At 64.9% G+C, this 22583-nt stretch carries 19 protein-coding genes; 5 read left to right on the top strand and 14 right to left on the bottom strand.

The window, feature by feature from the left end; genetic code table 11:
• Positions 1 to 37: 37 nt before the first annotated feature.
• From ppnN to grxD, 7 genes are all read right to left on the bottom strand, one after another.
• Positions 38 to 1450: a nucleotide 5'-monophosphate nucleosidase PpnN gene (gene ppnN / locus DVU99_RS18705; RefSeq protein WP_114241749.1), complete on the bottom strand. Its 1413-nt coding sequence runs from the start codon at positions 1448 to 1450 to the stop codon at positions 38 to 40.
• Positions 1451 to 1626: 176 nt separating this feature from the next.
• Positions 1627 to 5001 (bottom strand): carboxypeptidase regulatory-like domain-containing protein, encoded by a 3375-nt coding sequence (locus tag DVU99_RS18700; RefSeq protein WP_114241748.1) that lies wholly within the window; start codon positions 4999 to 5001, stop codon positions 1627 to 1629.
• 400 nt (positions 5002 to 5401) lie between these two features.
• The gene (locus DVU99_RS18695; RefSeq protein WP_232823660.1) at positions 5402 to 7780 is read right to left on the bottom strand and encodes a TonB-dependent receptor; all 2379 of its coding nucleotides are present in this window, start codon (positions 7778 to 7780) and stop codon (positions 5402 to 5404) included.
• Positions 7781 to 8272: 492 nt separating this feature from the next.
• Positions 8273 to 9982, bottom strand: a complete 1710-nt coding sequence (locus DVU99_RS18690) for a lysophospholipid acyltransferase family protein (RefSeq protein ID WP_114241747.1) — start codon at positions 9980 to 9982, stop codon at positions 8273 to 8275.
• Between the two features lie 178 nt (positions 9983 to 10160).
• Complete coding sequence (locus DVU99_RS18685) at positions 10161 to 10760, bottom strand: YhgN family NAAT transporter (RefSeq protein WP_114241763.1); 600 nt, start codon at positions 10758 to 10760, stop codon at positions 10161 to 10163.
• Positions 10761 to 10796: 36 nt separating this feature from the next.
• On the bottom strand, positions 10797 to 11567 hold the full coding sequence (locus DVU99_RS18680; protein WP_114241746.1) for an SDR family NAD(P)-dependent oxidoreductase: 771 nt from the start codon (positions 11565 to 11567) through the stop codon (positions 10797 to 10799).
• Positions 11567 to 11890, bottom strand: a complete 324-nt coding sequence (gene grxD / locus DVU99_RS18675) for a Grx4 family monothiol glutaredoxin (protein ID WP_114241745.1) — start codon at positions 11888 to 11890, stop codon at positions 11567 to 11569. Before grxD ends, DVU99_RS18680 begins: the two co-directional genes overlap by 1 nt.
• Positions 11891 to 12013: 123 nt before the next feature.
• Between grxD and sodB the strand changes: the two genes are divergently transcribed.
• On the top strand, positions 12014 to 12592 hold the full coding sequence (gene sodB / locus DVU99_RS18670; RefSeq protein WP_114241744.1) for a superoxide dismutase [Fe]: 579 nt from the start codon (positions 12014 to 12016) through the stop codon (positions 12590 to 12592).
• Positions 12593 to 12750: 158 nt separating this feature from the next.
• Here the strand turns inward: sodB and DVU99_RS18665 are convergent, their stop codons facing one another.
• On the bottom strand, positions 12751 to 13905 hold the full coding sequence (locus DVU99_RS18665) for a 5-(carboxyamino)imidazole ribonucleotide synthase (protein ID WP_114241743.1): 1155 nt from the start codon (positions 13903 to 13905) through the stop codon (positions 12751 to 12753).
• Positions 13902 to 14405 (bottom strand): 5-(carboxyamino)imidazole ribonucleotide mutase, encoded by a 504-nt coding sequence (gene purE / locus DVU99_RS18660; RefSeq protein ID WP_114241742.1) that lies wholly within the window; start codon positions 14403 to 14405, stop codon positions 13902 to 13904. The genes DVU99_RS18665 and purE overlap by 4 nt, the downstream gene beginning before the upstream one ends.
• Positions 14406 to 14470: 65 nt before the next feature.
• Here purE and DVU99_RS18655 point away from each other — a divergent pair, with 65 nt between their 5' ends.
• The 4 genes from DVU99_RS18655 (at position 14471) to DVU99_RS18640 (ending at position 18575) form a co-directional block, all read left to right on the top strand.
• Positions 14471 to 14743 (top strand): Trm112 family protein, encoded by a 273-nt coding sequence (locus DVU99_RS18655; protein ID WP_114241741.1) that lies wholly within the window; start codon positions 14471 to 14473, stop codon positions 14741 to 14743.
• Between the two features lie 161 nt (positions 14744 to 14904).
• Positions 14905 to 17205, top strand: a complete 2301-nt coding sequence (locus tag DVU99_RS18650; protein WP_114241740.1) for a DUF1631 domain-containing protein — start codon at positions 14905 to 14907, stop codon at positions 17203 to 17205.
• Positions 17202 to 18056, top strand: a complete 855-nt coding sequence (gene nadC / locus DVU99_RS18645; RefSeq protein WP_114241739.1) for a carboxylating nicotinate-nucleotide diphosphorylase — start codon at positions 17202 to 17204, stop codon at positions 18054 to 18056. The genes DVU99_RS18650 and nadC overlap by 4 nt, the downstream gene beginning before the upstream one ends.
• Before the next feature lie 108 nt (positions 18057 to 18164).
• Positions 18165 to 18575: a DUF3301 domain-containing protein gene (locus DVU99_RS18640; protein ID WP_114241738.1), complete on the top strand. Its 411-nt coding sequence runs from the start codon at positions 18165 to 18167 to the stop codon at positions 18573 to 18575.
• Positions 18576 to 18595: 20 nt separating this feature from the next.
• Here DVU99_RS18640 and DVU99_RS18635 read toward each other — a convergent pair whose 3' ends face one another.
• From DVU99_RS18635 to petA, 5 genes are all read right to left on the bottom strand, one after another.
• Positions 18596 to 19048 carry a ClpXP protease specificity-enhancing factor gene (locus DVU99_RS18635; RefSeq protein ID WP_232823659.1) on the bottom strand — a complete coding sequence of 151 codons (453 nt, stop codon included), beginning with the start codon at positions 19046 to 19048 and terminating at the stop codon, positions 18596 to 18598.
• 161 nt (positions 19049 to 19209) lie between these two features.
• Positions 19210 to 19833 (bottom strand): glutathione S-transferase N-terminal domain-containing protein, encoded by a 624-nt coding sequence (locus DVU99_RS18630; protein WP_114241737.1) that lies wholly within the window; start codon positions 19831 to 19833, stop codon positions 19210 to 19212.
• A gap of 76 nt (positions 19834 to 19909) precedes the next feature.
• Positions 19910 to 20665, bottom strand: coding sequence for a cytochrome c1 (locus DVU99_RS18625; protein WP_232823658.1), 756 nt, complete (start codon positions 20663 to 20665; stop codon positions 19910 to 19912).
• Positions 20658 to 21959, bottom strand: coding sequence for a cytochrome bc complex cytochrome b subunit (locus tag DVU99_RS18620; RefSeq protein ID WP_114241735.1), 1302 nt, complete (start codon positions 21957 to 21959; stop codon positions 20658 to 20660). Before DVU99_RS18620 ends, DVU99_RS18625 begins: the two co-directional genes overlap by 8 nt.
• Positions 21959 to 22564 (bottom strand): ubiquinol-cytochrome c reductase iron-sulfur subunit, encoded by a 606-nt coding sequence (gene petA, locus DVU99_RS18615; RefSeq protein WP_114241734.1) that lies wholly within the window; start codon positions 22562 to 22564, stop codon positions 21959 to 21961. The genes DVU99_RS18620 and petA overlap by 1 nt, the downstream gene beginning before the upstream one ends.
• Positions 22565 to 22583: the final 19 nt, after the last annotated feature.

The following is a 22583-nucleotide window of genomic DNA, read 5'->3' as shown; positions in this document are numbered from 1 at the left end:
TCGGGTCTGTCAAGACGTTTTCAGCGAAAACCAAGGCTCAATGGGCCGTTTCGCCGGTCAACACCCGATAGCAGGGTACGTAGGCGGTGCCACCTGGCAGCTTCATGCGATCCTGCGCCACGAACGCCTTCAGCAGTTCGTCCAGCGACTGCATGATGTCGGCGTCGCCATCGATGTCGAACGGGCCTTCCTTCTCGATAGCCCGCATGCCCTCTTCCTTCACGTTGCCGGCCACGATGCCGGAGAACGCGCGGCGCAGGTCGGCCGCCAGCTCATGGCGCGGACGATCGCGGTGAATGGCCAGTGCACGCATGGCCTCGTGGGTGGGACGGAACGGCAGTTGGAACGCGTAGGGAATATTGAGCGCCCAGTTGAAGAAGAACGCGTCCTTGGTGTCCAGCCGGTAATTGCGCACCTTGTCGATGCCGCGCACCATCGCGCGCGCCACCGCGGCCGGATCGTCGACGATGATCTGGTAGTGCTGCGCCACGCTGTCGCCCATGGTCAAGCGCAGGAAGCGGTCGATCTGCTCGAAGTACGCCGCCGACTGGCGGGGGCCGGTGAAGATCAGCGGGAACGGCACGCCGGCGTTGTCCGGGTGCAGCAGGATGCCCAGCAGGTAGAGGATCTCTTCGGCCGTGCCCACGCCGCCCGGGAACACGATGATGCCGTGGCCCATGCGCACGAATGCCTCGAGGCGCTTCTCGATGTCCGGCATGATCACCAGGTGATTGACGATCGGGTTCGGCGATTCGGCCGCAATGATGCCCGGCTCGGTGATGCCGATGTAGCGGTTGTTGCGGCGACGCTGCTTGGCGTGCGCAATGGTGGCGCCCTTCATCGGACCCTTCATGGCGCCCGGGCCGCAGCCGGTGCAGATGTCCATGCCGCGCAGGCCCAGCTGGTAGCCCACCTGCTTGGTGTAGTCGTACTCCTCGCGCGAGATCGAGTGGCCGCCCCAGCACACCACCAGGTTCGGGTCGATCTGCGCCTTGAGGATGCGGGCGTTGCGCAGGATCTCGAACACCGCATGGGTCAGGCCCACGCTGTCGTTCAGGTCGAAATTGCCCTGCTCCATCTGCGTCGACACATAGACGATGTCGCGCACCACGGCCACCAGCAACTCATTGATACCGCGGATGATCTGGCCATCGACGAAGGCCTGGGCCGGCGCGTGGGTCAGCTCGATCTTGATGCCGCGGTCCTGCTGCAGCACCTGGATGTCGAAGTCCGGGAACTGCTCGAGGATCGAGCGCGGGTCGTCGCTCATGTTGCCGGAGGTCAGCACCGCCAGCGCGCAGCGGCGCAGCAAGGCGTGCAGGCCCGAACCGCTGGCGTCGCGCAGGCGCGCCACTTCGTTGCGGGACAGGATATCCAGGCCACCGGCGGGCGAAATGCGCGCGCTGACGGTAGCGGCCCGGCCGGACTTGCCGGCTTGATTCTCACTCATTGAAGCATTCTCCTCGCCGCATCCTCGCGGCTCGTGCGTCCGGGCAAAAGCGCGGCGGACCGCGTAGCTTCCCGCGCCAGGCATGGCAGGGTCAAGCCAGGACCGGTTCATCTCCCCCACAAAAAAAGCCGGCGCCCTCGCGGACGCCGGCCAGATCGCCGATTTTTACGACGGGATCAGAACGTGTACTTCACGCTCAGCATGGCGGACCAGCGCTGCGACGGGTTCAGCGACTCGTTCACCGGCAGCGGGGACGCGTTCGGCGCGTAGTTGCCGTTCTTGTCCTTGTAGTTCTTGCCGGAGATGTCGTAGTAGTAGTTGCCGTTGGCGTCGATGCCGCTCACGTCAGCGAGGTTACGCACGCCCGGGAAGGTCGCACGACGCTCCACGCCCCAACGCTTGTTGAGCATGTTGGTGAAATTGTAGATGTCGAGCGAGATGATGCCCTTGTTGCCGTCGAACAGGCCCGGGATCTCCTGGCGGAAGGACAGGTCGAGCTGGCTGATCCACGACGCGCGATCGGCGTTGCGGCCAGCGATCTCACCCTTGTGCTTGCGCAGGTAGTCGTCGTTGTTGATGTAATCCATGAACTGCTGCTTCATCTTGTCGGTGACGGCAGCAGCCCACTTCACGTCGTTGATCGACTTCGGGATGTAGACCAGGTCGCGGGCGTAGCCGTCGCCGTTGATGTCGTTGCCGTAGGTCCAGCTGTACGGCGAGCCGGAGTGGCCGTCGTACATCGCGCTGATGGTGGTGGCGTAGTCGCTGAAGAAGCGATGCTGCCAGCTCAGTGATGCGATCACGCGGTACGGAACCGAGTAGGCCGAGGTGGTCGCCTTGTCTTCGTTCGGGTTCACCCAGACGTTGTTGCTGTAGTTGGAGTTGGCGACGCTGGACGAGCCCGGATTGACGTCCGTGGCGCGGTTCCAGCTGAAGCCCACCATGCCGAACCATTCGTTGGCGAAGGCCTTCTTGAACGACAGCGTGACGTTGTCCGAGCTGCCCTTGTGGCTGTTGGTCAGCAAGGTGGTGGCGCGATCAAACGCCGGGTTGGCATTGGCGCGCTCGTTGCTCGAGCTCAGGCCATTGCTGCTGGCCGTGCCGGTGGTGCCCTTGACGTTCGCGTTCCAGTACAGGTTGCGGCCGTCCTGCGCCACGCCGGTCGGCGCGCCGATGTTGATGTTCTTGTAGAAGATCGCGTCACGCACCTGCAGGTGGATCCACTCCACCGAACCCACGATGCCCATCCAGGGCAGCTCGCGGTCGAGCGCGAGGTTCATCTTCCACACGGTCGGCTGCTTGAAGTTCGGGTCGACCGTATCGACCGCCATCTTCGCCGAGGAGGAACCCAGCGTGGTCGAGTTACCCGGGATGATCGGGTTGTTCGGGTCGTACGACGGCGCCGGCTTGGTGCCCACGTTGGCCAGCACGGTGCCCGGCAGGCCGCTCTTGCTGTCGGTGATGTTCCAGGTGCCGACGTTGTAGCCGTTGTTGGCGTAGGCATTGGAGATCCACACGCTCGGGTTGTTCGCAATGAACAGGCCCGCGCCGCCGCGCAGCTGGGTCATGCGCTCGGTGTCGAACTGGTAGTTGAACGACAGGCGCGGTTCCACCACGCGATTGCCGCTGACGCGGGTGTTGTTGGCGTAGCCGAAGCCGCCCTTCGAGGCCACGCAGGCCGGGGTCTTGCCGTCAGCCTGGTAGGCGGTGAAGGCCTTGCCCGGGGCCGCGGCGAAGCACGGGTTCAGCAGCGGCTGGTCGTCGGTGATGGGAATGTCCACGCGCACGCCATACTGCACGGACAGGCGATCGGTGACCTGCCAGGTGTCCTGCAGGAAGATGCCGTACTGGTTCAGCGTGTAGCGCGCGGCCACGTCATCCAGCGAGTAGCCGTTGACCGGGCGCTTCATCTGGTAGTTGTACCAGGCGCCGCTGGGCCAGTTGGCCAGGTTGAACTGGTACGAACCGAAGTAGCGCTGCAGGAACGCGTTGTAGTACTGGTCACGCTGGTAGTCCACGCCGCCCTTCAGGGTGTGGTCGCCCAGGTACACGGTGCCGGCGAAGTACGCATTCCACGACTTCACGCTCAGTGCGTTCACCTGGCTGCTCGGCTCGGTGCCGATGGCGACGTTGGTGCCGCTGGTGGCATCGTTGTTCGGATAGATCTGGATGTACGGCTGGTCGCCGCCCACCAGCGCGGCGCGCGCCTGGTCATAGGTGGCGTACGAGATGGCCGACTCGGTGGAGAACTTGTCGGTCCAGTCGTCGAAGAAGTTCAGCGTGTAGCTCTTGCTGTCGCGGTTCTTCGAGTACCAGTTGCTGCTCAGGTTGAGGTAGCCGACGGCACTGGCCGTGGCGATCGGCTGCACTTCCTTGGTCTGGTTGAAGCGGAAGCTGGCGCGATGGTTGGACGAAATGTTCCAGTCCAGCTTGACCAGGTAGCGCTTGTCGGTCAGGTCGAACTTGTCGGTGTAGTTGCCCGGGGTCAGGCCCAGCTTCTGCGCCTGCGCGATGATCGAGTCGACCTGCGCCTGGGTCAGGCCCTGCACGGTGTTGGTATAGTCCGAATCGCTCGGGCCATAGCTCGAACCCACACCCACCTTCTTGGACTCTTCGTAGGACGCGAAGAAGAACAGCTTGTCCTTCAGGATCGGGCCGCCAAAGGTGAAGCCCGAGGTCCAGTTACGGTCGAAACCGGTGTACTTGGAGCTCTGGCCGTTGGCGTTCTTCAGCTCGCCCACCATGTCGTTGGTGTTCTGGTAGGTGTAATACACCGAGCCGTGGAAATCGTTGGTACCGCTCTTGGTGACCGCGTTGACGTTGGCGCCCACGCCGCGGCGGGCGGACACGTCGTAGTTGGCGGTCGAGATGTTGTATTCCTCGATCGTGTCCTGCGAAATCGGCGTGCCGACGCTGGCCAGACCGTTGTCTTCCAGGCCGAACGGGTCGCCCGCGCTGACCGTGTCGATGGTGATGTTGTTGTAGCGGAAGTTCTGGCCCAGCGCGGAGATCTGGCCGCGGTCGCGGTCGGTGATGGTCACGCGCGGATCGAGGCGAACCACGTCCTGGATCGAGCGGTTCGGGGTCGGCGTGGCTTCCAGCTCACGACGCGAGATGTTGGTCGACAGACCCTTGTTGTCGGAATTGAAGGTCTGGGCCAGCGTATTGGCCGACACCGTCACACCGCCGAGGTTCTGCACGGCCGCCTGGCCGGCACCCATGGTCAGGTTGACGGCGGTGTCCTGGGCCAGCTGCAGGTAGACGTTTTCCTGCTCGACCTTGGAGCCGTCCTTGGTGACCGTCACGTCGAACGGACCGCCCACGCGCAGGCCCTGCGCCGAGTAGCGGCCGCTGGCGTCGGTGGTGAGGGTCTTGGTGGTGCCCGTGGGCTCATGCACGATCTGCACGGTGGCGCCAGCCACCGGCTGGCCGCTCGCATCGAGCACACGACCACTGATCGAGGAGGAGGTGTCCTGGGCCAGCACCGGCGACGCCGCGAGCAACGCAGCAATGGCCACCGGCAACAGCTTGGTGCGCAAAGAGTTGTTCATCGAGATTCGACCCCTAAGAGATTCGCAAGAAAAAGCATGGGACCAGCCAGAGGAGTCCCATGCCCCTCTCACCGTCTTAAGTGACTGATTCCCTGAAATAATTTGATGCGCCCAAGGGGCCCGGCGAGGCCGCCAGCCAGGACTCATCACGACGAATGTAGTCGCATTATATTACAGAATCGTAACTTTTTGACGTAAATCTCACATTTCTTGCGGTTCTCGCCGACGTTATCGTAAGAACTTGAAGTTCAACGATCGCCGGCCTGGCGGCGATAGGGCTCGCCGTGCTGCCGGGGTAGCCGTGGCCGCCCCGTGAGGCGGCGACCCGGACCTTGCGTCCGGGCGAAAAAAAACCGGCCCCATGCGGGGCCGGTTCGTTGCAGCAAGCTGCAGGTGGAACTTAGAACAGTGAGGTGCCGAAGGTCAGCATGTAGGCACGCGGCTGCAGCAGGCCGTAGGTCGGCGAGCTGGTGTACAGCGAGCCCATCTGCGTGGCCAGGAACTGCGCCGAGCTGACGTACGAGAACGCCTGGTGGTTGGTCAGGTTGGTCACGTTCAACTTGATGTACGGGTTCTTCAGCCAGCTCCAGCTGTCGAACTTGTAGCCCGCGCTCAGGTTGAAGGTGGTGAAGCCACCCACGCTCTCGGTGTTCATGTAGTCGCCGTACAGCGAGCTGGTGACGCGTGCCGACAGGGTCGCCCACAGGTGGGTGCCGTCGTCGTAGCCGATGCTCACGTTGCCGATGTTGCGGGCGGTATCCGGCATGGTCTTGCCATTGGTCGGATAGATGCCATCGCCGCTGCCGCCATCGATGCTGCCGACGATCTTGGCCTGGGTGTAGGTGTAGGAGGCATACGCCGTCCAGTCCTTCGCCAGCTTGTAGCTCACCTCACCGTTGAAACCCTGCATGTGCATGCGGTTGATCGAGGTGTAGTAGGTGTAGCCGGTGGCCTCGTCGTAGGCGCTTTCCTGCTTGTTGCTGTAGTTGCTGCGGTAGATGTCCGCACTGGCCGACAGCGACTCACCGTAGAAACGGTAGCCGAGGTCGGTGTTCCAGGCCGTTTCAGGCTTGTTGGCCTGGGTCTGGTTGTCCAGCGTGTTCAGCAGGGCCACGGTGTTCGGCGGCGCACGGAAGGTCTTGCCGCTGCCGATGTAGAACTGGTTCTGGTCATTGAGCTGGAACTTGATGCCAGCGGTCGGCAGGAACTTGTTCCAGTTCTTGTCGACGTTGCTGTAGTTCTGCAGCTTGGTGGCCGAACCGGCCAGCGAGCCCGGGTACTCCCACACCCAACCCGTGCGGTTCTCCCACAGGTAGCTCACGCCAGCGGTGAAGGTCCACTGGTCGTTCGGGGTCCAGTTGTCGGTGACGAAGCCCTTCTTGATCTCGGTGTTGGTGTATTCGTCATACACCTTCTGCGGCAGGCCGCTCGGGAACACCACGTACGCCGAGTCACCCCAGATGTCGCCCGGGTTGCCCTGGTTGTCGACCAGGCCGTAGGTGTCAGCCTGGCTCTTGCGCGAGCGCTCGTACCACACGCCGTATTCGAGGCTGTTGTCCAGGCCGAAGTCCTGGTTGAACTTGGCGATCACGCCCGGACGGAAGGTGGTGGCTGCCGAGTAGGAGTACACCACGCCCTTGGCGTTGTTGGTGATCACGCCGTCGCCATTGAGGTCCTGGTTGGCATAGCCGAAACGATCCAGCGGCGAGGTGCTCTCGGTCGCCGAAGCGCCGGCGCCGCCACCGCCGCTGCCGTACCAGAAGTACGGCACCACCGACAGGCGCAGGTTGTCGCTCAGCTTGAACTCGCCGTCCAGGCTGAACAGGTAGCTGGAGAACGGATTGGTGCGCAGGCCGTAGTAATACGTGTTGTTGCTGATGGCGGCTGCCGACGAACCCGGCATCCAGGTGGTCGTGTAGTCGTAGTGGTAACCGTACTGCTGTTCCTGGGCCTTGGTCAGCGAGCGGTAGTTGATGTTGTTCTCGCGGTTGTACTGTAGCGAGGCACTGATGGAGTTGTCGTCGTTGATCGTCCAGATCGACTTGCCATCGACCTTGGTGACGTTCATGTCGCCATCACCGCGCCACTTGTCGGCGCTGTTGTTGGAGTACGACAGCCAGGAACGCACCGGACCGGTGTCGCCGGTTTCCAGGCGGATGAAGGTGCGGCGGTAGTCGTTGTTGCCGATGCTCTGCGTGAAATCCAGGCCGGCGGTGTGCGACGGGTCGATGGTCGCCCAACCGATGTGGCCGCCGCTGGCGCCCGAGTCCGGCATGTCGACATCGGGGATGCCCTGCAACACGGTGATGTCACCCATGTTCTCCGAATCGCCGTACTCGGTGGCGTACACCGAGTAGCTGCCGGTATCGGTGATCGGCGCGCCGTTCACGGTCATGCCGATGTCCGAGGAGTCGAAGCCGCGGATGCTGTAGTGGCCGTTGGCCAGGCCGGTCACGTCGTCCGTGGCGGCGTTCACGCCCGGGATCGAACCGATCATCTGGGTGAAGTTGGCGCCCGGCGAAGCCTTCTCGATGGCGTCGCGGGTGATGGTGGAAACCGCCTTCGGAGCCGTCTGCACCGACATCATGCCCCCGCCCAGCGACAGGCTCTGCGCCTGCACCGTCACGGTGTTCAGCTGCTGAACGCGCTTGGTGTCGTTGGAGGTGGTGGTGTTGGAGGTGCTCGACGCATTGGAGCGCTGGCTGGCCGCCTCCTTGTTGGCGTTCGCCTGGTCGGTCTGGGCGGCGGAGTCCTGCGCGGCGGCAGTACCCGTAGCCATACAAACCACGACAGCGATCGCCATGGAAAGGTGGATTCGTTTCATCATCGTCGATTCCAGAAGTGACAAAAAAATGGGAGGCCGAGCGCCCTTGCGTCAGCCAACGGTTTAGGGGAAGGGGGAATCTGCGCCCGGTTAGAAATTTCTTGCGGAAAATCTCAAAATGTATCGCAAATCACTGCGCCACAACGTAATTTCTTACCGTTTAACGTAATTTTAAACGATTCCTCCGGGCGTAAAAAAACCCGACCGGTCAGGTCGGGTGAAAATCGAAAAAAAATCAGTTGACGCTACTGGCCGGTACTGCTTTGTGCCCCTTGCACGCCAGCCAGTCCGCTAAGGTTTGCATAACTATTTTACAAGAAATTTACCGACCAATCACGCGTATCAAAAAATCGGGAGATCGGGTCCGAAATAACCCACGCCGCCGGCCACCACCAAACCTGCGGTGAGCCGCAAGGCTCCGTCGGACCGGACATCCGCAATCGGTATTTACTTGCCCAGGTACCGGGCGCGTTTGGCGGGCTTGAGCGTGGCCAGGTCGAGCATGACCAGGCCGTCCACGCAGCCCGAAAAGCCCGGATCCTCGCCAAAGTCGAGGAACTGCACGCCCTCCGGCTCCACCAGGTCGACGTACTGGCGGTACAGCACCGGCAGGCTCACGCCCAGCGCATCCAGATGATGCTTGAGCTTGCCCAGCCCTGCGGCCGGATCCAGCCCGGCCAGTGCCCCGCGCACCAGGTCGACCACCGCCGGGGAAATCACGAAGGGCTGACGGGCCGACGCGAGACCGGGAGCCCCGAAGTAATGCTGGTGGGCCGCGGCGATCCATTCACGCGCTTCGCGCGGCAGGCTCACCGACATGCTCACCGGGCCAAACAGGTAGCGCAGCTCGGGATGGCGCTGCAAGTACAGGCCAATGCCCTGCCACAGCTGGTCCAGCGCACGCGAACGCCAGTACGCCGGCGCAATGAAGCTGCGGCCCAGCTCCAGGCCCTGCGCCAGGCGCGACTCCAGTGCGGGCGAATAATTGAACAGGCTGGAGGTATACAGGGCCGACATGCCCCGCTCCGCGATCAGGCGTCCGCCGTGGCCAAAACGATAGGAGCCGACGATGCGCAGCGCCTTGGGGTCCCACAGCACCAGGTGCTCGTAGTGCGGGTCGTAGATGTCCAGGTCACGGCGAGCACCGGTGCCCTCGCCCACCTTGCGGAAGGTGAGCTCGCGCAGGCGGCCGATTTCTCGCAGCACAGCGCTGTCGGATGTGCCCTTGAACAGCAGCACCTGCTTGCCGTCGTTGAGGTCGGCCAGCTTTTCGGCCTGCCCCTGCAACTCGGCGACCACGCGTTCGGTAGGCTCCGGGTGCGCCAGCGGTGCCTGGCCGCCGAAGATCAGGCCGCGATGCCGGCCGACCCTGTAGACGTGGCGACGCATCAGCTTGGCGGCACGCTGGGTCGAGCCACCGCTGCGCTGCTCCAGCTCCTCGGCCCCCACCAGCGCGCCTACGCTGAAGCCGATGCGCCTGCTCACCGGCGAAATCGCCTCGCGCGGCAACATGGCCGTGCTCAGCGGCTTGGCCAGCATGGAAATGCCGTAGAACATGGCCGAATTGCGGGCCGCCACATGGATCGGCAGCACCGGCGCGCGACTGTGCAACGCCAGCCGCGCAAAACCGTCGGACCAGCGGCCATCGCTCACACCCGCCGGACGTACGCGCGACACTTCGCCGGCCGGGAACACGATCAGGGCCTCGCCGTTGTCGAGGGCGCGATAGATGTCGCGCATGCGCGAGGCCGCACCCTTGCCGAACACATCCACCGGCAGCAGCAGTTTGTGCAGCTGGTCGATGGACATCAGCCAGTCGTTGGCGAGGATACGCACGTCGCTGCGCACCGAGCCCACCAGCTGCAACAGCGCCAACGCGTCCATCATGCCCAGCGGGTGATTGGCGACGATCAGCACGCCGCCCTCGACGGGAATGTTTTCGCGCTCGCGCGGATTGGCGTAGTAGCTGACGCCAAGCAAGTCGAGTGAGCGTTCGACGAAGTCGAAGCCCTCGGCCTCCCCCAACGCCGTCAGCGTACGGTTGAAGCCATCCTCATCGGCCAGTCGGCCCAGCATTCCGGCGACGGGGCGACGGATCAGGGGATGTTGTGCCAACCATGGCAGACGTTCGGTGAGGGTCTGTTCAACGCTGAGCATGACCGCCTCCTGGGATTTACCCCAATGCTGGTCGCGGATTATGACAGCAAGGTTATGCGGAAAGGACCGAAAGATCACGTGAGCGTCATTGCGCCACGGGCTGCACCCTTCATGCCGGGCACGCCGCAGCGGCGCGCGCCGCTAGCGGCGGCGCACGCGGGCCATCATGAAGAAAGCGTCAAATCGCCAGATGCAGGTAGGCGGCCACGCCACCGAGGAACATCTGCACCGACAAGGCGATGAGCAGCATGCCCATCACGCGTTCCAGCGCGGTGAGCACGCTTTCACCCAGCCAGCGGAACAGATAAGTGGAACACAGCAGGATCACCGAGGTGGCCAGCCAGGCACCCAGCAGGGCGATCGCCCAGTCGGCGGTGCGTCCCGGCTGCGTATTGGTGAGCAGCAGCAGTGCGGCCATCGCCGAGGGACCGGCCACGCCGGGAATGGCCATCGGCACGATGAACGGCTCGCCCTCGCCCGGCTTGCCAAAGATGCCGCCACCGTCGGCCGGCGGAAACACCATGCGGATGCCGATCAGGAACAGCACGATGCCACCGGCGATGCTGATCGACTCCTGGCGCAACTGCAGCAGCTTCAGGATGAGCTGGCCACCCATCAAAAAGCCCAGCAGCACCGCCAGCGCGATCAGCAGCTCGCGGATCATCACGAAGCGGCGCCGCTTGGGCGCCACATCCTTGAGCAGGCTGAGGAAGATCGGGATATTGCCCAGCGGATCCATGATCAGGAACAGCAGGATCGCCGCCGACAGCGTGGTCATCTGCGTTTCCATCTCAGTACTTCCCCTGTCGCGCCGTCATGCCTGAGGCCGCAGGTCGAGCGCCGCGCCGCGCGCGACCACGCCCTGCGCACCCAGCAGATAGACCGCGGCGGCGGCCGTCGCATCGGGCAGGGGCTGCATGGTGGTGTCTTCGCCGAAATAGGCCTCGCGCCGCAGGGTGGTGCGCATCGGGCCCGGCAACAAGGCATGCGCACGCAGCGCACTCGCCTCGGTTTCCTGGTGCAGGATCGCGACGTAGCGTTCGAGCGCGGCCTTGGATACGCCGTAGCCACCCCAGTGCGCACGCTGCACCAACGAAGGGTCGTCGAGCACGAACACCACGGCACTGTCCTGCGCCTGGCTGAGCAGCGGCGTGCACGCCTGGGTCAACGCGAACGGCGCCGACACATTGACGTGCAAGGCGCGCAACCAGTCATCGGGCTTGTGCATCGCCAATGGCGTGAGCCCGTTGAAACTCGCCGCAGCATGCACGATGCCGTCCAGCCGCCCGAAATCACGCGCCAGTCCGTCGGCAAGCGCCTCGTAGTCGCGCGGCGTCGCCACCTCCATGTCGAGCGGATGAATCACCGGCTCGGCAAGGCCTTCGGACACCATCGCGTCGTAGAGCTGCTCCAGCTGACGCTTGCGTCGTCCGGTGATGACGACGGTCGCGCCCGCCGCAGCGGCGGCACGGGCGACGGCGGCGCCGAGGCCACCGTAGGCGCCGGTGACCAGAACCACGCGGCCGTCCAAGGTATCGGCCGCGGGTGCCCAGCCCGCGGGCAGTCGTGCAAGCGGCAGCGCCATCAGGAATCGGCCCCCGCGACGTCGGCAGCCATGCGGGCCAGTTCACCGGAGGCCTTGAGGTCTTCGACGATGTCGCAGCCTCCGATCAATTCGCCCTGGATGAACAGCTGCGGAAAGGGCGGCCAGTTGGCGTAGTGCGGCAATGCCGCGCGCACCTCCGGGTCGGCCAGCACGTTGACGGCGTGGAATTGTGCACCCGCATCCTTCAGCGCCTGTGCTGCGCGACTGGAAAAGCCGCACATGGGGAACTGCGGCGTGCCCTTCATGAAGAGCACGATGGCGTGTTCGGACAGCACGGCCTTGATTCGCTCGTTAACATCCATAAGTCTGGCCATTCATCATTACAATGCGCTTAGATCGGTAGTGTATCAGTCGTGCATCGCTGGCCGCCCACCTGCGGCCACGCCCGCGACTCCTTTCCTCAGCCAACGCCCAGGAGCCATATCATGGCGATCGAACTCCCCCCCCTGCCCTATGAAAAGAACGCGCTCGAGCCGAACATCTCGGCCGAAACGCTGGAATATCACTATGGCAAGCACCACCAGGCCTACGTGACCAACCTCAACAACCTGATCAAGGGCACCGAGTTCGAGAACGCCGCGCTGGAAGACATCATCAAGAAGTCCTCCGGTGGCGTGTTCAACAACGCCGCCCAGGTCTGGAACCACACCTTCTACTGGAACTCCCTCAGCCCGAAGGGCGGCAAGGAGCCGACCGGCAAGCTGGCCGACGCCATCACCAAGGCCTTCGGCTCGGTGGAGAAGTTCAAGGAAGAGTTCACCAAGTCGGCCGTCGGCAACTTCGGTTCCGGCTGGACCTGGCTGGTGCAGCGTCCGGACGGCTCGCTCGGCATCGTCAACACCTCCAACGCCGCCACGCCGATCACCGGCAGCGACAAGCCGCTGCTGACCTGCGACGTGTGGGAACACGCCTATTACATCGACTACCGCAACGCCCGTCCGAAGTACATCGAGGCGTTCTGGAACCTGGTGAACTGGGACTTCGCGGCCAAGAACCTGGCCTGATTCCCGGCATCATGGCGCAACGAAAACGGGGCCCTTGGGCCCCGTTTTCTTATCCGCGCCATCTGCAGGAGCGCACCCTGAGTGCGCGAGCCTGCGTAGCGGTGACGCCGCACCCCGGATCGCGACCAGGAAGCGCGGTCACCGGGGTACCCGAACCTTTAGCGCAGCTCGCCGATCGCCGGGCCAGCCTGCTGGTCACGCCCAAGCGCATGGGCGATACCGGCCAGCCGCTCGACCAGGGCAGCCGCATCCGGCGCGCACACCGTCGCATGCCCCACCTTGCGACCCGGCCGCGGCTGCTTGCCGTAGTCGTGCCAGTGCGCATCCACGGCCTCGAGCACCGGCGCGGCGTCGGGCAGCTCGCCGATCCAGTTGAACATGGCCGAGAGCCCGCGCGCCGAGGTATCCCCCAGCGGCAGGCCGAGCACGGCGCGCACATGGTTCTCGAACTGGCTGGTCAACGCACCTTCGATGGTCCAGTGCCCCGAGTTGTGCACGCGCGGCGCCATCTCGTTGCCGAGCAGTTGGCCGTCCTTGACGAACAACTCCAGCGCGAACACGCCAACGTAATCGAGCTTCTCAGCCAGGGTGCTGGCCAGCTGGGTGGCGCGCTCCTGCAGCGAAGCGATATCCGGCGCCGGTGCCAGGCTGAGTGAAAGCACGCCGTCGGTGTGCCAGTTCTGGGTCAGCGGCCAGGTGCGGAACTCGCCATCGCGGCCCCGTACGGCGATCACCGAGAGCTCGCGGTCAAACGGCACGAAGGCTTCGAGGATCAGGCCGTGGGCCGTGGCCTGTGCTCCCAGCGCAGCCCAGGCGGCATCGGCGTCCGCCAGGCTGCGGATGCGGAACTGGCCCTTGCCGTCATAACCCAGGCGGCGTGTCTTGAGGATGGCCGGGGCGCCGATGGCGGCGAGTGCGCGATCCAGGTCCTCGCGGGTATCGACCGCCCTGAAATCGGGCGTATGCAGCCCGCATTCGCGGAACAGCATCTTCTCGGCCAGCCGGTCCTGCGCCACCGCCAGCGCCCGCGGCGCCGGGAATACCGACACGCGCTTGGCCAGGCGATGCGCGGTCTCGGCCGGCACGTTCTCGAAATCGAAGGTGACCACGTCCACCTGGGCGGCGAAATGCTCCAGGGCCTCGTAGTCGGTCCAGTCAGCCACCACCAGGGGGGCCACCTGTCCGGCGCAGGCGTCGACGGCACTGTCCACGACCAGGGTCTTCACCCCCAGCGGTGCCCCGGCAAGCGCCAGCATGCGGGCGAGCTGGCCACCACCGAGGATACCAAGCACGGGCTGGCGACGGGCGGTCACGCGCGCGGGTCCGGATAGTCGAGCACGCTCTGGGTCTGGCGTGCGCGGTAGGCGTCCAGCGCCTTGGCCAGCGACTCGTCATGCAGCGCCAGCACCGCGGCGGCCAGCAGGCCGGCATTGACGGCGCCGGCACGGCCAATGGCCAGCGTGCCCACGGGGATGCCGGCCGGCATCTGCGCGATCGACAGCAGCGAGTCCATGCCGTTGAGTGCCTTGGACTGCACCGGTACGCCGAACACCGGCAGGCGGGTCTTGGCGGCCAGCATGCCCGGCAGGTGTGCAGCGCCACCGGCACCGGCGATGATCACCTGGATGCCGCGCCCCACCGCCTCCTCGGCGTACTTGAACAACAGGGCCGGGGTGCGATGGGCCGACACCACCTGAACTTCGTGCGCGATGCCCAGTTCGGCCAGTGCGTTGGCCGCGTGCTCCATGGTCTCCCAGTCGGAACGGGAGCCCATCACAACACCCACGCGCGGCGGGAGGGAAGTCGACGTCATGACCCAAGCCATCCAAAAGGGGTTATTGTACGGACTTTCCGCGTTTCGGCACGATCCCGCTCCCCATGGATAAACGCCTGCTCGACATCCTCTGCTGCCCGGTCAGCAAGGCCCCTGTCCGTCCCCTGAGCCGCTCCGAACTGGAGGCCGTCAATGCCGCGATCGGCTCCGGCCAGGTGCAGAGCGTGGCGGGCGCCCCGGTCAAAACCGCCCTTTCCGAAGGGCTGATCACCACCGACCGCAAGGTGATCTACCGGGTCGAGGACGGCATCCCGGTGATGCTGCCCGAGGAGGGCATCGGCACCCTCCAGCTCAGGGATTTCCCGGCCGCCGCGTAAGCTTCGGTCAAGCAACTCACCGCAAAACCCTACGCCCCCTGTGAACGCGTCGACATATATCGAAGCGGCGCATGACAGCGCGCCGGGCTTTACCTTATTGTAGCGATGCGTATTGTCGGAATGGGCTGAACGCACGTCGGCATCACTTCAGGGGTGTGGCGATGAAAGACGCCAGTGAACCATCCAATATCGTCAGCCTGAGCCAGCGCCTGGACCCTTCCAGCGAGCGCGGAGGCGCCCTCTTGAACAACGTCCGGGACATCGCGGGCCGCCGCCTGCAGATCTTGATCAACGGCATGTTCGAGCATGTCGACGACGCCCTCTTCGACCTGGCCGAAAAGGCAGAAAACAACGCGGCGCAGATGCACTACTTCGACGGCATGCGCGAAGTGCGCAAGCGCCGCCCGATGGTGGAGCGCAGCTTCCTGGCCCAGGTCTCGCGCGACCTGACCGACTTCGCTGCCAATTACCGCAATACCAGCAACGGCCCGAGTTCGCCCGCCCTGCCGATCGGCTCGGTGGAGCTGTCCCTGGTCGCCGACAACGAGCTGGAAGAATCGCTGGCCATCACCAGCATGATCGGCAAGAACGAAACGCGCCTCACGCGCGAGTTGTTTGCCGTCAACCAGCGGCTGTCGGTGATCTACGGCGGCATCAAGATCGACGACGCCACCAATCCGGTCGGCCCCTCCGCGCTGTCACAGGCTTTCCGCCAGGCGATGCGCGAGCTCAACGCCGAGATGCGCGTCAAGCTGATCATCTACAAGCTGTTCGATCGCTACGTGCTGGCCTCGCTGGACGAGCTGTACCAGGAAGTGAACGGCGAGCTGGTGCGTGCCGGCGTGCTGCCTCAGCTGCGCCACGAAGTGGCCCGGCCGGGCGGCTCCGCCCGTCATGCCACCGGCAATGCCGCCACCATGGCCGGCGCCGATGCCGGCGCAGCACCCACCGAAGGCGGGGCCTTCCTCGCCGAAGACGAAGGCGCAGCCTCCAACGAACTGCTGCAAACCCTGCGCACCCTGTTCAGCGCGCGCCGCGCCGGCCCCGAACCGGCCATTCGCGTACCCGCCGGGGCGATACAGATGCCCAGCGCCAATGAGCTGATCGGCGCCTTGAGCGTGCTGCAGAGCCAGGCGGCCATCAACCAGCAACTGCCGGCCCATGCCGGCAATGCCATGGAACTGGCCGGCGAAGTGCAGCAACTGAAGGAGCACCTGCTGGCCCAGATCGGCTCGCTGCGCGGCGAAAAGCCCAGCCAGGTATCGACCATCGATGAGGACACCATCGACCTGGTCGGCATGCTGTTCGAGTTCATCCTCGAGGACCGCAACCTGCCGACCGAGATGCAGGTCCTGCTGGCACGCCTGCAGATTCCTTATCTCAAGGCCGCGATCCTCGACCGCAAGCTGTTCGCCCACCGTCAGCATCCGGCCCGCCGCCTGCTGGACAACCTGGCCGACGCGGCCAAGGGTTGGTCGGCCGAATCCGACCGCGACCATCGCCTGCACGACAAGATCAAGTCCATCGTCGACCGCCTGCTGCAGGACTTCGACGACGACCTCACCATCTTCGAGCGCTTGTGTGTCGAGCTGCAGGAATTCCAGGACATCAGCCGTCGTCGTGCCGAGCTGGCCGAGCAGCGCGTGGCGGAGTCCACCCGCGGCCGTGAGAAGCTCGAGCAGGCACGCCGCCGCGCCGCGCGCGAGATCCTCACGCGCATCGATGGGCACAACCTGCCGCCGCTGATCCACGGCATCCTGTCGCGTGCCTGGGCCAACTACCTCGTGCTGACCATCCTGCGCCAGGGCGAGGAATCGAGCGAATTCCGCGACGCGCTGCGCTTCGCCAACGACTTCATCGACAGCACCAAGCCGGCCCGCACGCTGGACGAGCGTCGCGCGCTGCGCCAGATGCTGCCCGGCATCGAGCGCGCCCTGCGTCGCGGCCTGGCCAATGTCGCCTTCCAGGAAAGCGACATCGATCGCCTGCTGGCGCAGCTGCACACCTACTACCGCCACCAGCTCGGCGAAGCCGTGCCGGAAGCGGAAGTACAGGCGGTGGAGGAGTCCACCTCGCTGCCGATCCCCGAGAGCATCCAGCCGATCGCTGAGTCGGAAGCCGAACTGGCCCGCTCCGAACCGGAACCCGAGCCAGTCATCGACACCCCGGAGATGCGTCTGGTCGCCGAGCTCAAGCCCGGCACCTGGCTGGAGTTCACCACCGGCCCGGAGACCATCGAGCGCGCCAAGCTGTCGTGGATCAGCCCGATGAGCGGACGCTACCTGTTCGTGAATCGCCGCGGCCTGAAGGTGGCGGATTACTCGCCGCACGAACTGGCTGCGGCACTCGCCGACGGCACGGCACGTGTGCTTGAATCCTCCGCTCTCTTCGACCGTGCGCTGGATGCCATCGTCGGTCGACTCAGCCAGCCCGCTTCGGCGAACAGCCCGACCAACGAATGACACCCACAGATCTTGCTTCACCCTCGCCCGACTTGATCCGGGCGGACGTCGAGCGCGCCTTTGCCGAGGACATCGGCTCGGGTGACGCCACGGCCGACCTGCTTCCCGCCGACGCCCAGGCCAGCGCCACGCTGACCTGCCGCGAAGATGCCGTAATGGCCGGCATCGACTGGTTCAACGCCTGCTTCCGCCAACTGGACCCGGCGATCGACATCCGCTGGTCCGTGCGTGATGGTGACCGCGTCGCCGCCGGCAGCGTGATCTGCCACATCCGCGGACGCGCGCGCGCCATGGTCAGCGCGGAACGCTCGGCCCTCAACTTCCTCCAGCTGCTTTCAGGCACCGCGACGGCCACGGCCGCCCACGTGGCCGCCGTGGCGGGTACCGGCGTGCGCGTGCTCGACACCCGCAAGACCGTACCCGGCCTGCGCCTGGCGCAGAAGTACGCAGTGCGCTGCGGCGGTGGCCATAACCACCGGGTGGGCCTCTACGACGCCATCCTGGTCAAGGAGAACCACATCATCGCGGCCGGCGGCATCCGCCCCGCGGCCGAGGCGGCTCGGCACCTGCATCCATCGCTGCTGCTGGAAATCGAGGTGGAGAACCTCGACGAGCTCGACCAGGCCCTGGCCGCCGGCGCCGACCGCATCATGCTGGACAACTTCACCCTGCCCCTCATGCGCGAGGCCGTGGCCATCGCCAAGGGCCGGGCACAACTGGAAATCTCGGGCAACGTGGACCTCTCCACCATCGGCGAGTACGCCCAGACCGGGGTCGACTTCATCTCGGTGGGCGCGTTGACCAAGCACGTCCGGGCGGTGGACTTGTCCCTGCGACTGCAGCTGGACTGAGGCCGCCCCGCCCGGGGCCCGCCGGCCCCGGGCGTGCCCGACCTCGCCTTGCCGCGACTGGGGGCAGGATGGCTTGCAAGCCATCCACGACACCTCCACTCTCGGCCCATGAGTGAACTTCCCGACCTGATCCTGCTGTTGGCCCTGCTGGCGATCATCGGCGCCTGGCTCAAGCTCAGTCGCGCCCGCGAACAGGCCTGCCAGGAGGCGCGCCAGCAATGCCGCCAGCACGGACTGCAGCTGCTGGATGAAAGCGTGGGCTTGCGCAGCCTGCGGCTGCGCCGTCTCCAGGGCCGGCTTGCACTGGAGCGCTGCTACAGCTTCGAGGTCAGCATCGATGGGGATGACCGCGAACCCGGCCGCCTGTGGATGATCGAGCGCACGCTCACCGGGCTCAGCCTGCCCACCATCCAGAGCCACCTGCCCGACCTGATGGCCGAACACATGACGCCCCCTCCCGCGGCCGACAACGTGGTGCCGCTAAGGCCGCGCCTGCGCCGGGACAGCCGCCTGCACTGAGGCGGCCATGGATTTCTGCGTTACTTGACCACGCGCAGGAACGGCGCGGTGCGCTTGGGCTTGTCGCCGGCCTGGTCACCGTCGGTCGGCGGCGGCGTGTCATCCGGATCGGGCGAGGACGGCGGCGGCTGGTCGCCCCCCTCATCGGCCGGGAACATCATGCCCTGCCCGTTCTCCTGGGCATACAGCGCCAATACGGCGTACACCGGAATGTGGATGTTGTGGCTGACTCCGGAGAAGCGGGCCTGGAAGCTGATCCAGTCGTTGCCCAGGTCCAGATTCGCCACCGCACGCATGGCAAGGTTCAGCACGACCTGCCCGTTCTTGACGACCTGGGGAGGCACCCGCACGCCTTCGCGGCCGGCATCCACCAGCACGTAGGGCGTGAGATTGTTGTCGGTGATCCAGTCATAGATCGCCCGCAACAGATAGGGGCGATTGGAGGTCATCGGCGGGAGCTTGTCGTCGGTCATGCAAAAGCCTGCTGGAGACCGGCCCCACTGAACGCAGAGCCAGGCCGGTTGGATCGCCGCAGTGTAATGCGAAGCCGGGGCGGATTGTCGCAGGATCGCAATACCTCACCTGCCAGCCGCCTCGGCCAGCCGGTGCCTGCCGGCAGCAACCAGCGTCCGGATTAGGACCGCATCGCCTTTTCTTCCGGGGTCATGCTGCGTACATAGCCCTGGCTGGCGAACAGGCGCTCGCCGTAATCAAGGATCGGCTTGCCCTCGCGCCCCAGATCCACCCCCAGCCAGGGTAGCCGCCATACCACCGGGGCCACCAGGCAATCGGTCAGGCTCATCTCCGGATTGAGGAAGAACCGCGAGGCCTTGAACAGGGGCAAGGAGGCCAGCAGGTGCTCACGCAGCCGCTTGCGGGCGGCGTCGGCAGGGCGTCCACCAGCCCGGATGGTGTCCACTTCGGGCAGCCAGTCGAGCTCGATCCGTACCGTGGCCAGGCGCAGGCGCGCTCGTGACAGCGGATCAATCGGCATCAAGGGTGGGTGGGGATAGCGTTCGTCCAGGTATTCGCAGACGACGGCAGTGTTGTAGAGGGTCAGGTCACGATCGACCAGGGTCGGCGTGGTCCCGTACGGGTTGAGGTCGAGCAGGTCCTCAGGAGGCTTGACCGGGTCGACCATGACCCGTTCATAGCTGACGCCCTTGGCCGCAAGGACCAACCGGGTGCGGTGGCATTGGATGCCGTCCGCGGTGGTGTACAGGGTGAGTGCGGTACGCGAGCGAGCGCTTTGGACCATGCGCGATCTCCCCATCGACATTATGCGGATACGGCGGCACTGGGCCGCCGTACCTCAGGCCATGGAGCGACGCCCGTCAGTGGACGTCCTTCCAGTATTCCTTCTTTAGCAGATATGCCAGGAAAGTGAAGCCCGCAAGGAAAAGCAGCACCCAGATGCCATAGCGCTGGCGCTGCAGGGCGGCCGGCTCGGAGGCGTACTCGAGGAAGTTGGTCAGGTCACGCGTGGCCTGCTGGTACTGGGCCGGGGTGAGCTTGCCGGGCTGGGACAGCTCCAGCTTCTCGACGTCGTCGCTGCCTTCCTTCTTCACGGCGGTCTGCACGCCCTGCAGCTCCCACAGGGGAAACGGCATGGAGGCGTTCGGGAACACCGTGTTGTTCCAGCCCACCGGACGGGTCGGGTCCACATAGAACGAATTGAGGTAGGCGTAAACCCAATCCGGGCCCTCCTCCTTGGCCCGCACCTCCAGCGAGAGGTCCGGCGGGGCCTTGCCGAAGAACTGCTGGGCGGAATCTTCGGGCATGTGCGAGATCACCGGATCGCCGAACTTGGCGCCGGTGAAGTTGAGGTTCTTCATCACCTCGTCTTCGCTCAGGCCCAGGTCTTCGGCCATGCGCGAGTAGCGCACGTACTTCAGCGAGTGGCAACCCACGCAATAGTTGAAGAACAGCTTGGCGCCACGCTGCAGCGACGCCTGGTCGCGGATGTTGGTACCCGCCGAAGGCAGGCCGCCCTCTTCGGCCGCCACCACCGAGGTGGTGCCGGCGACGAGGCCAACGGCGAGAGCGAACGAGACAAGGATCTTCTTCATCGGGAACAGTCGCTTAGTCATGGTCGAACACCACCCGTTCCGGGACCGGCTTGGTCTTTTCCCAACCAAGGCGCGTGTAGAACCACAGGAACACGAAGTACCCGAAGTAGATGAAGGTCATCACGCGACCGAAGGCGTTCTCGGCCGCCGTCGCATCGGTGGGGAACCACGACAGTGCCAGTTCGCCGATCACGCCCGCACCGACCATGGCCAGGCCGATGAAGGAAGCGGCGAAGGCCAGCAGCGCCACCTTGAAGCCGGTGCCGCGATAACGGATGGAGCGCACCTTGCCCGCGTCGATCCATGGCAGCAGGAACAGCAGCGCGATGGCCCCGAACATGCCCAGCACGCCCCAGAAGGCCGTGCCGAAGAACGACGGGATCATGCGCAGGATCGCGTAGAACGGGGTGAAGTACCACGACGGCTTGATGTGCGTCGGAGTCACCAGGTTGTTGGCCGGCACGAAGTTGTCGTGCTCAAGGAACCAGCCGCCGAAGGTCGGCGCGAAGAAGATGATGAACGCCGCGATGACGAGGAAGAATCCGACGCCGAACAGGTCCTTCACCGTGTAGTACGGATGGAAGGGAATGCCGTCGGCCGGCTTGGTCGCGTCCCAGCGGTTGCCCTTCGGACCATGCTTGGTGTCGACGCCATCCGGGTTGTTGGAGCCCACTTCGTGCAGCGCGGCCAGGTGCAGCACCACCAGCAGCAGCAGCACCAGCGGCAGCGCGATGACGTGCAGCGCGAAGAAGCGGTTGAGCGTGGCGTCGGCGGGCAGGTAGTCGCCCATGATCCACTCCACCAGGCTGCCGCCGATCACCGGGATGGTGCCGAACAGCGAGATGATCACCTTGGCGCCCCAGAACGACATGTTGCCCCACGGCAGCACGTAGCCCATGAAGGCCTCAGCCATCAGCGCCAGGAAGATCAGCATGCCCAGCAGCCACACCAGTTCGCGCGGCTTCTGGTACGAGCCGTACATCAGGCCGCGGAACATGTGCAAGAACACCACCACGAAGAACAGCGAGGCGCCAGTGGAGTGCATGTAGCGGATCAGCCAGCCCCACTCCACGTCACGCATGATGTACTCGACCGAGTTGAAGGCTTCCGCCGCACTCGTCTTGTAGTTCATGGTGAGGAAGATGCCGGTGACGATCTGGTTGACCAGCACCACCAGCGCGAGCGAACCGAAGTAGTACCAAAGGTTGAAGTTCTTCGGCGCGTAGTACTCGGTCATGTGCTTGCGGTACATGGGCATGAGGCCCGGTGCCCGCTCGTTGACCCAGTCGCCGATCCGCGTGAATACGTTGGCCATCAGCCGGCCTCCTTCGGATCCACACCGATCTGGATGTGCCCGTCGTCGACGAAATGGTAGGGGGGAACCAGCAGGTTCTTCGGAGCCGGCACGCCCTGGTAGACGCGCCCGGACATGTCATAGCGTGACTTGTGGCAGGGGCAATAGAAGCCGCCCTTCCAGTCCGGATCGAACGGCTCGGGCTTCATCACCGGCACGAAATCGGGCACGCAACCCAGGTGGGTGCACAGGCCCACCAGCACCAGCCACTCGGGCTTGATGGAGCGGTTCTCGTTCTGGGCGTACTTGGGCTGCTGTTCGGCCGAGCCGGAATCGGACTTGGGATCGACGAGTCGACTGTCCTGGCTGGGCAGCGCATCGAGCTGGGCCTGGGTGCGATTGACGACGAAGACCGGGAGGCCGCGCCAGGGGTAGGTTACGCGTTGGCCGGACTCGATCTTGCTGATGTCGACCGTGACCGGGGCACCCGCGGACTTGGCCCGCGCACTCGGTTCCCACGACTTGATGAAGGGCACGACTGCCGAAACGACTCCCACACCTCCGACCACGGCCGTGGTCGCTGTGAGGAAGCGGCGGCGGCCGTGATCGACGACTTCGTTCGCCATCAGGCTCTCCGGTACTTAC

This window comes from Dyella sp. C9 (assembly GCF_003332825.1).
Lineage (GTDB): Bacteria > Pseudomonadota > Gammaproteobacteria > Xanthomonadales > Rhodanobacteraceae > Dyella.
Note: the sequence above shows the minus strand (reverse complement) of the source record. Positions and strands in the feature narration are given on the sequence as shown.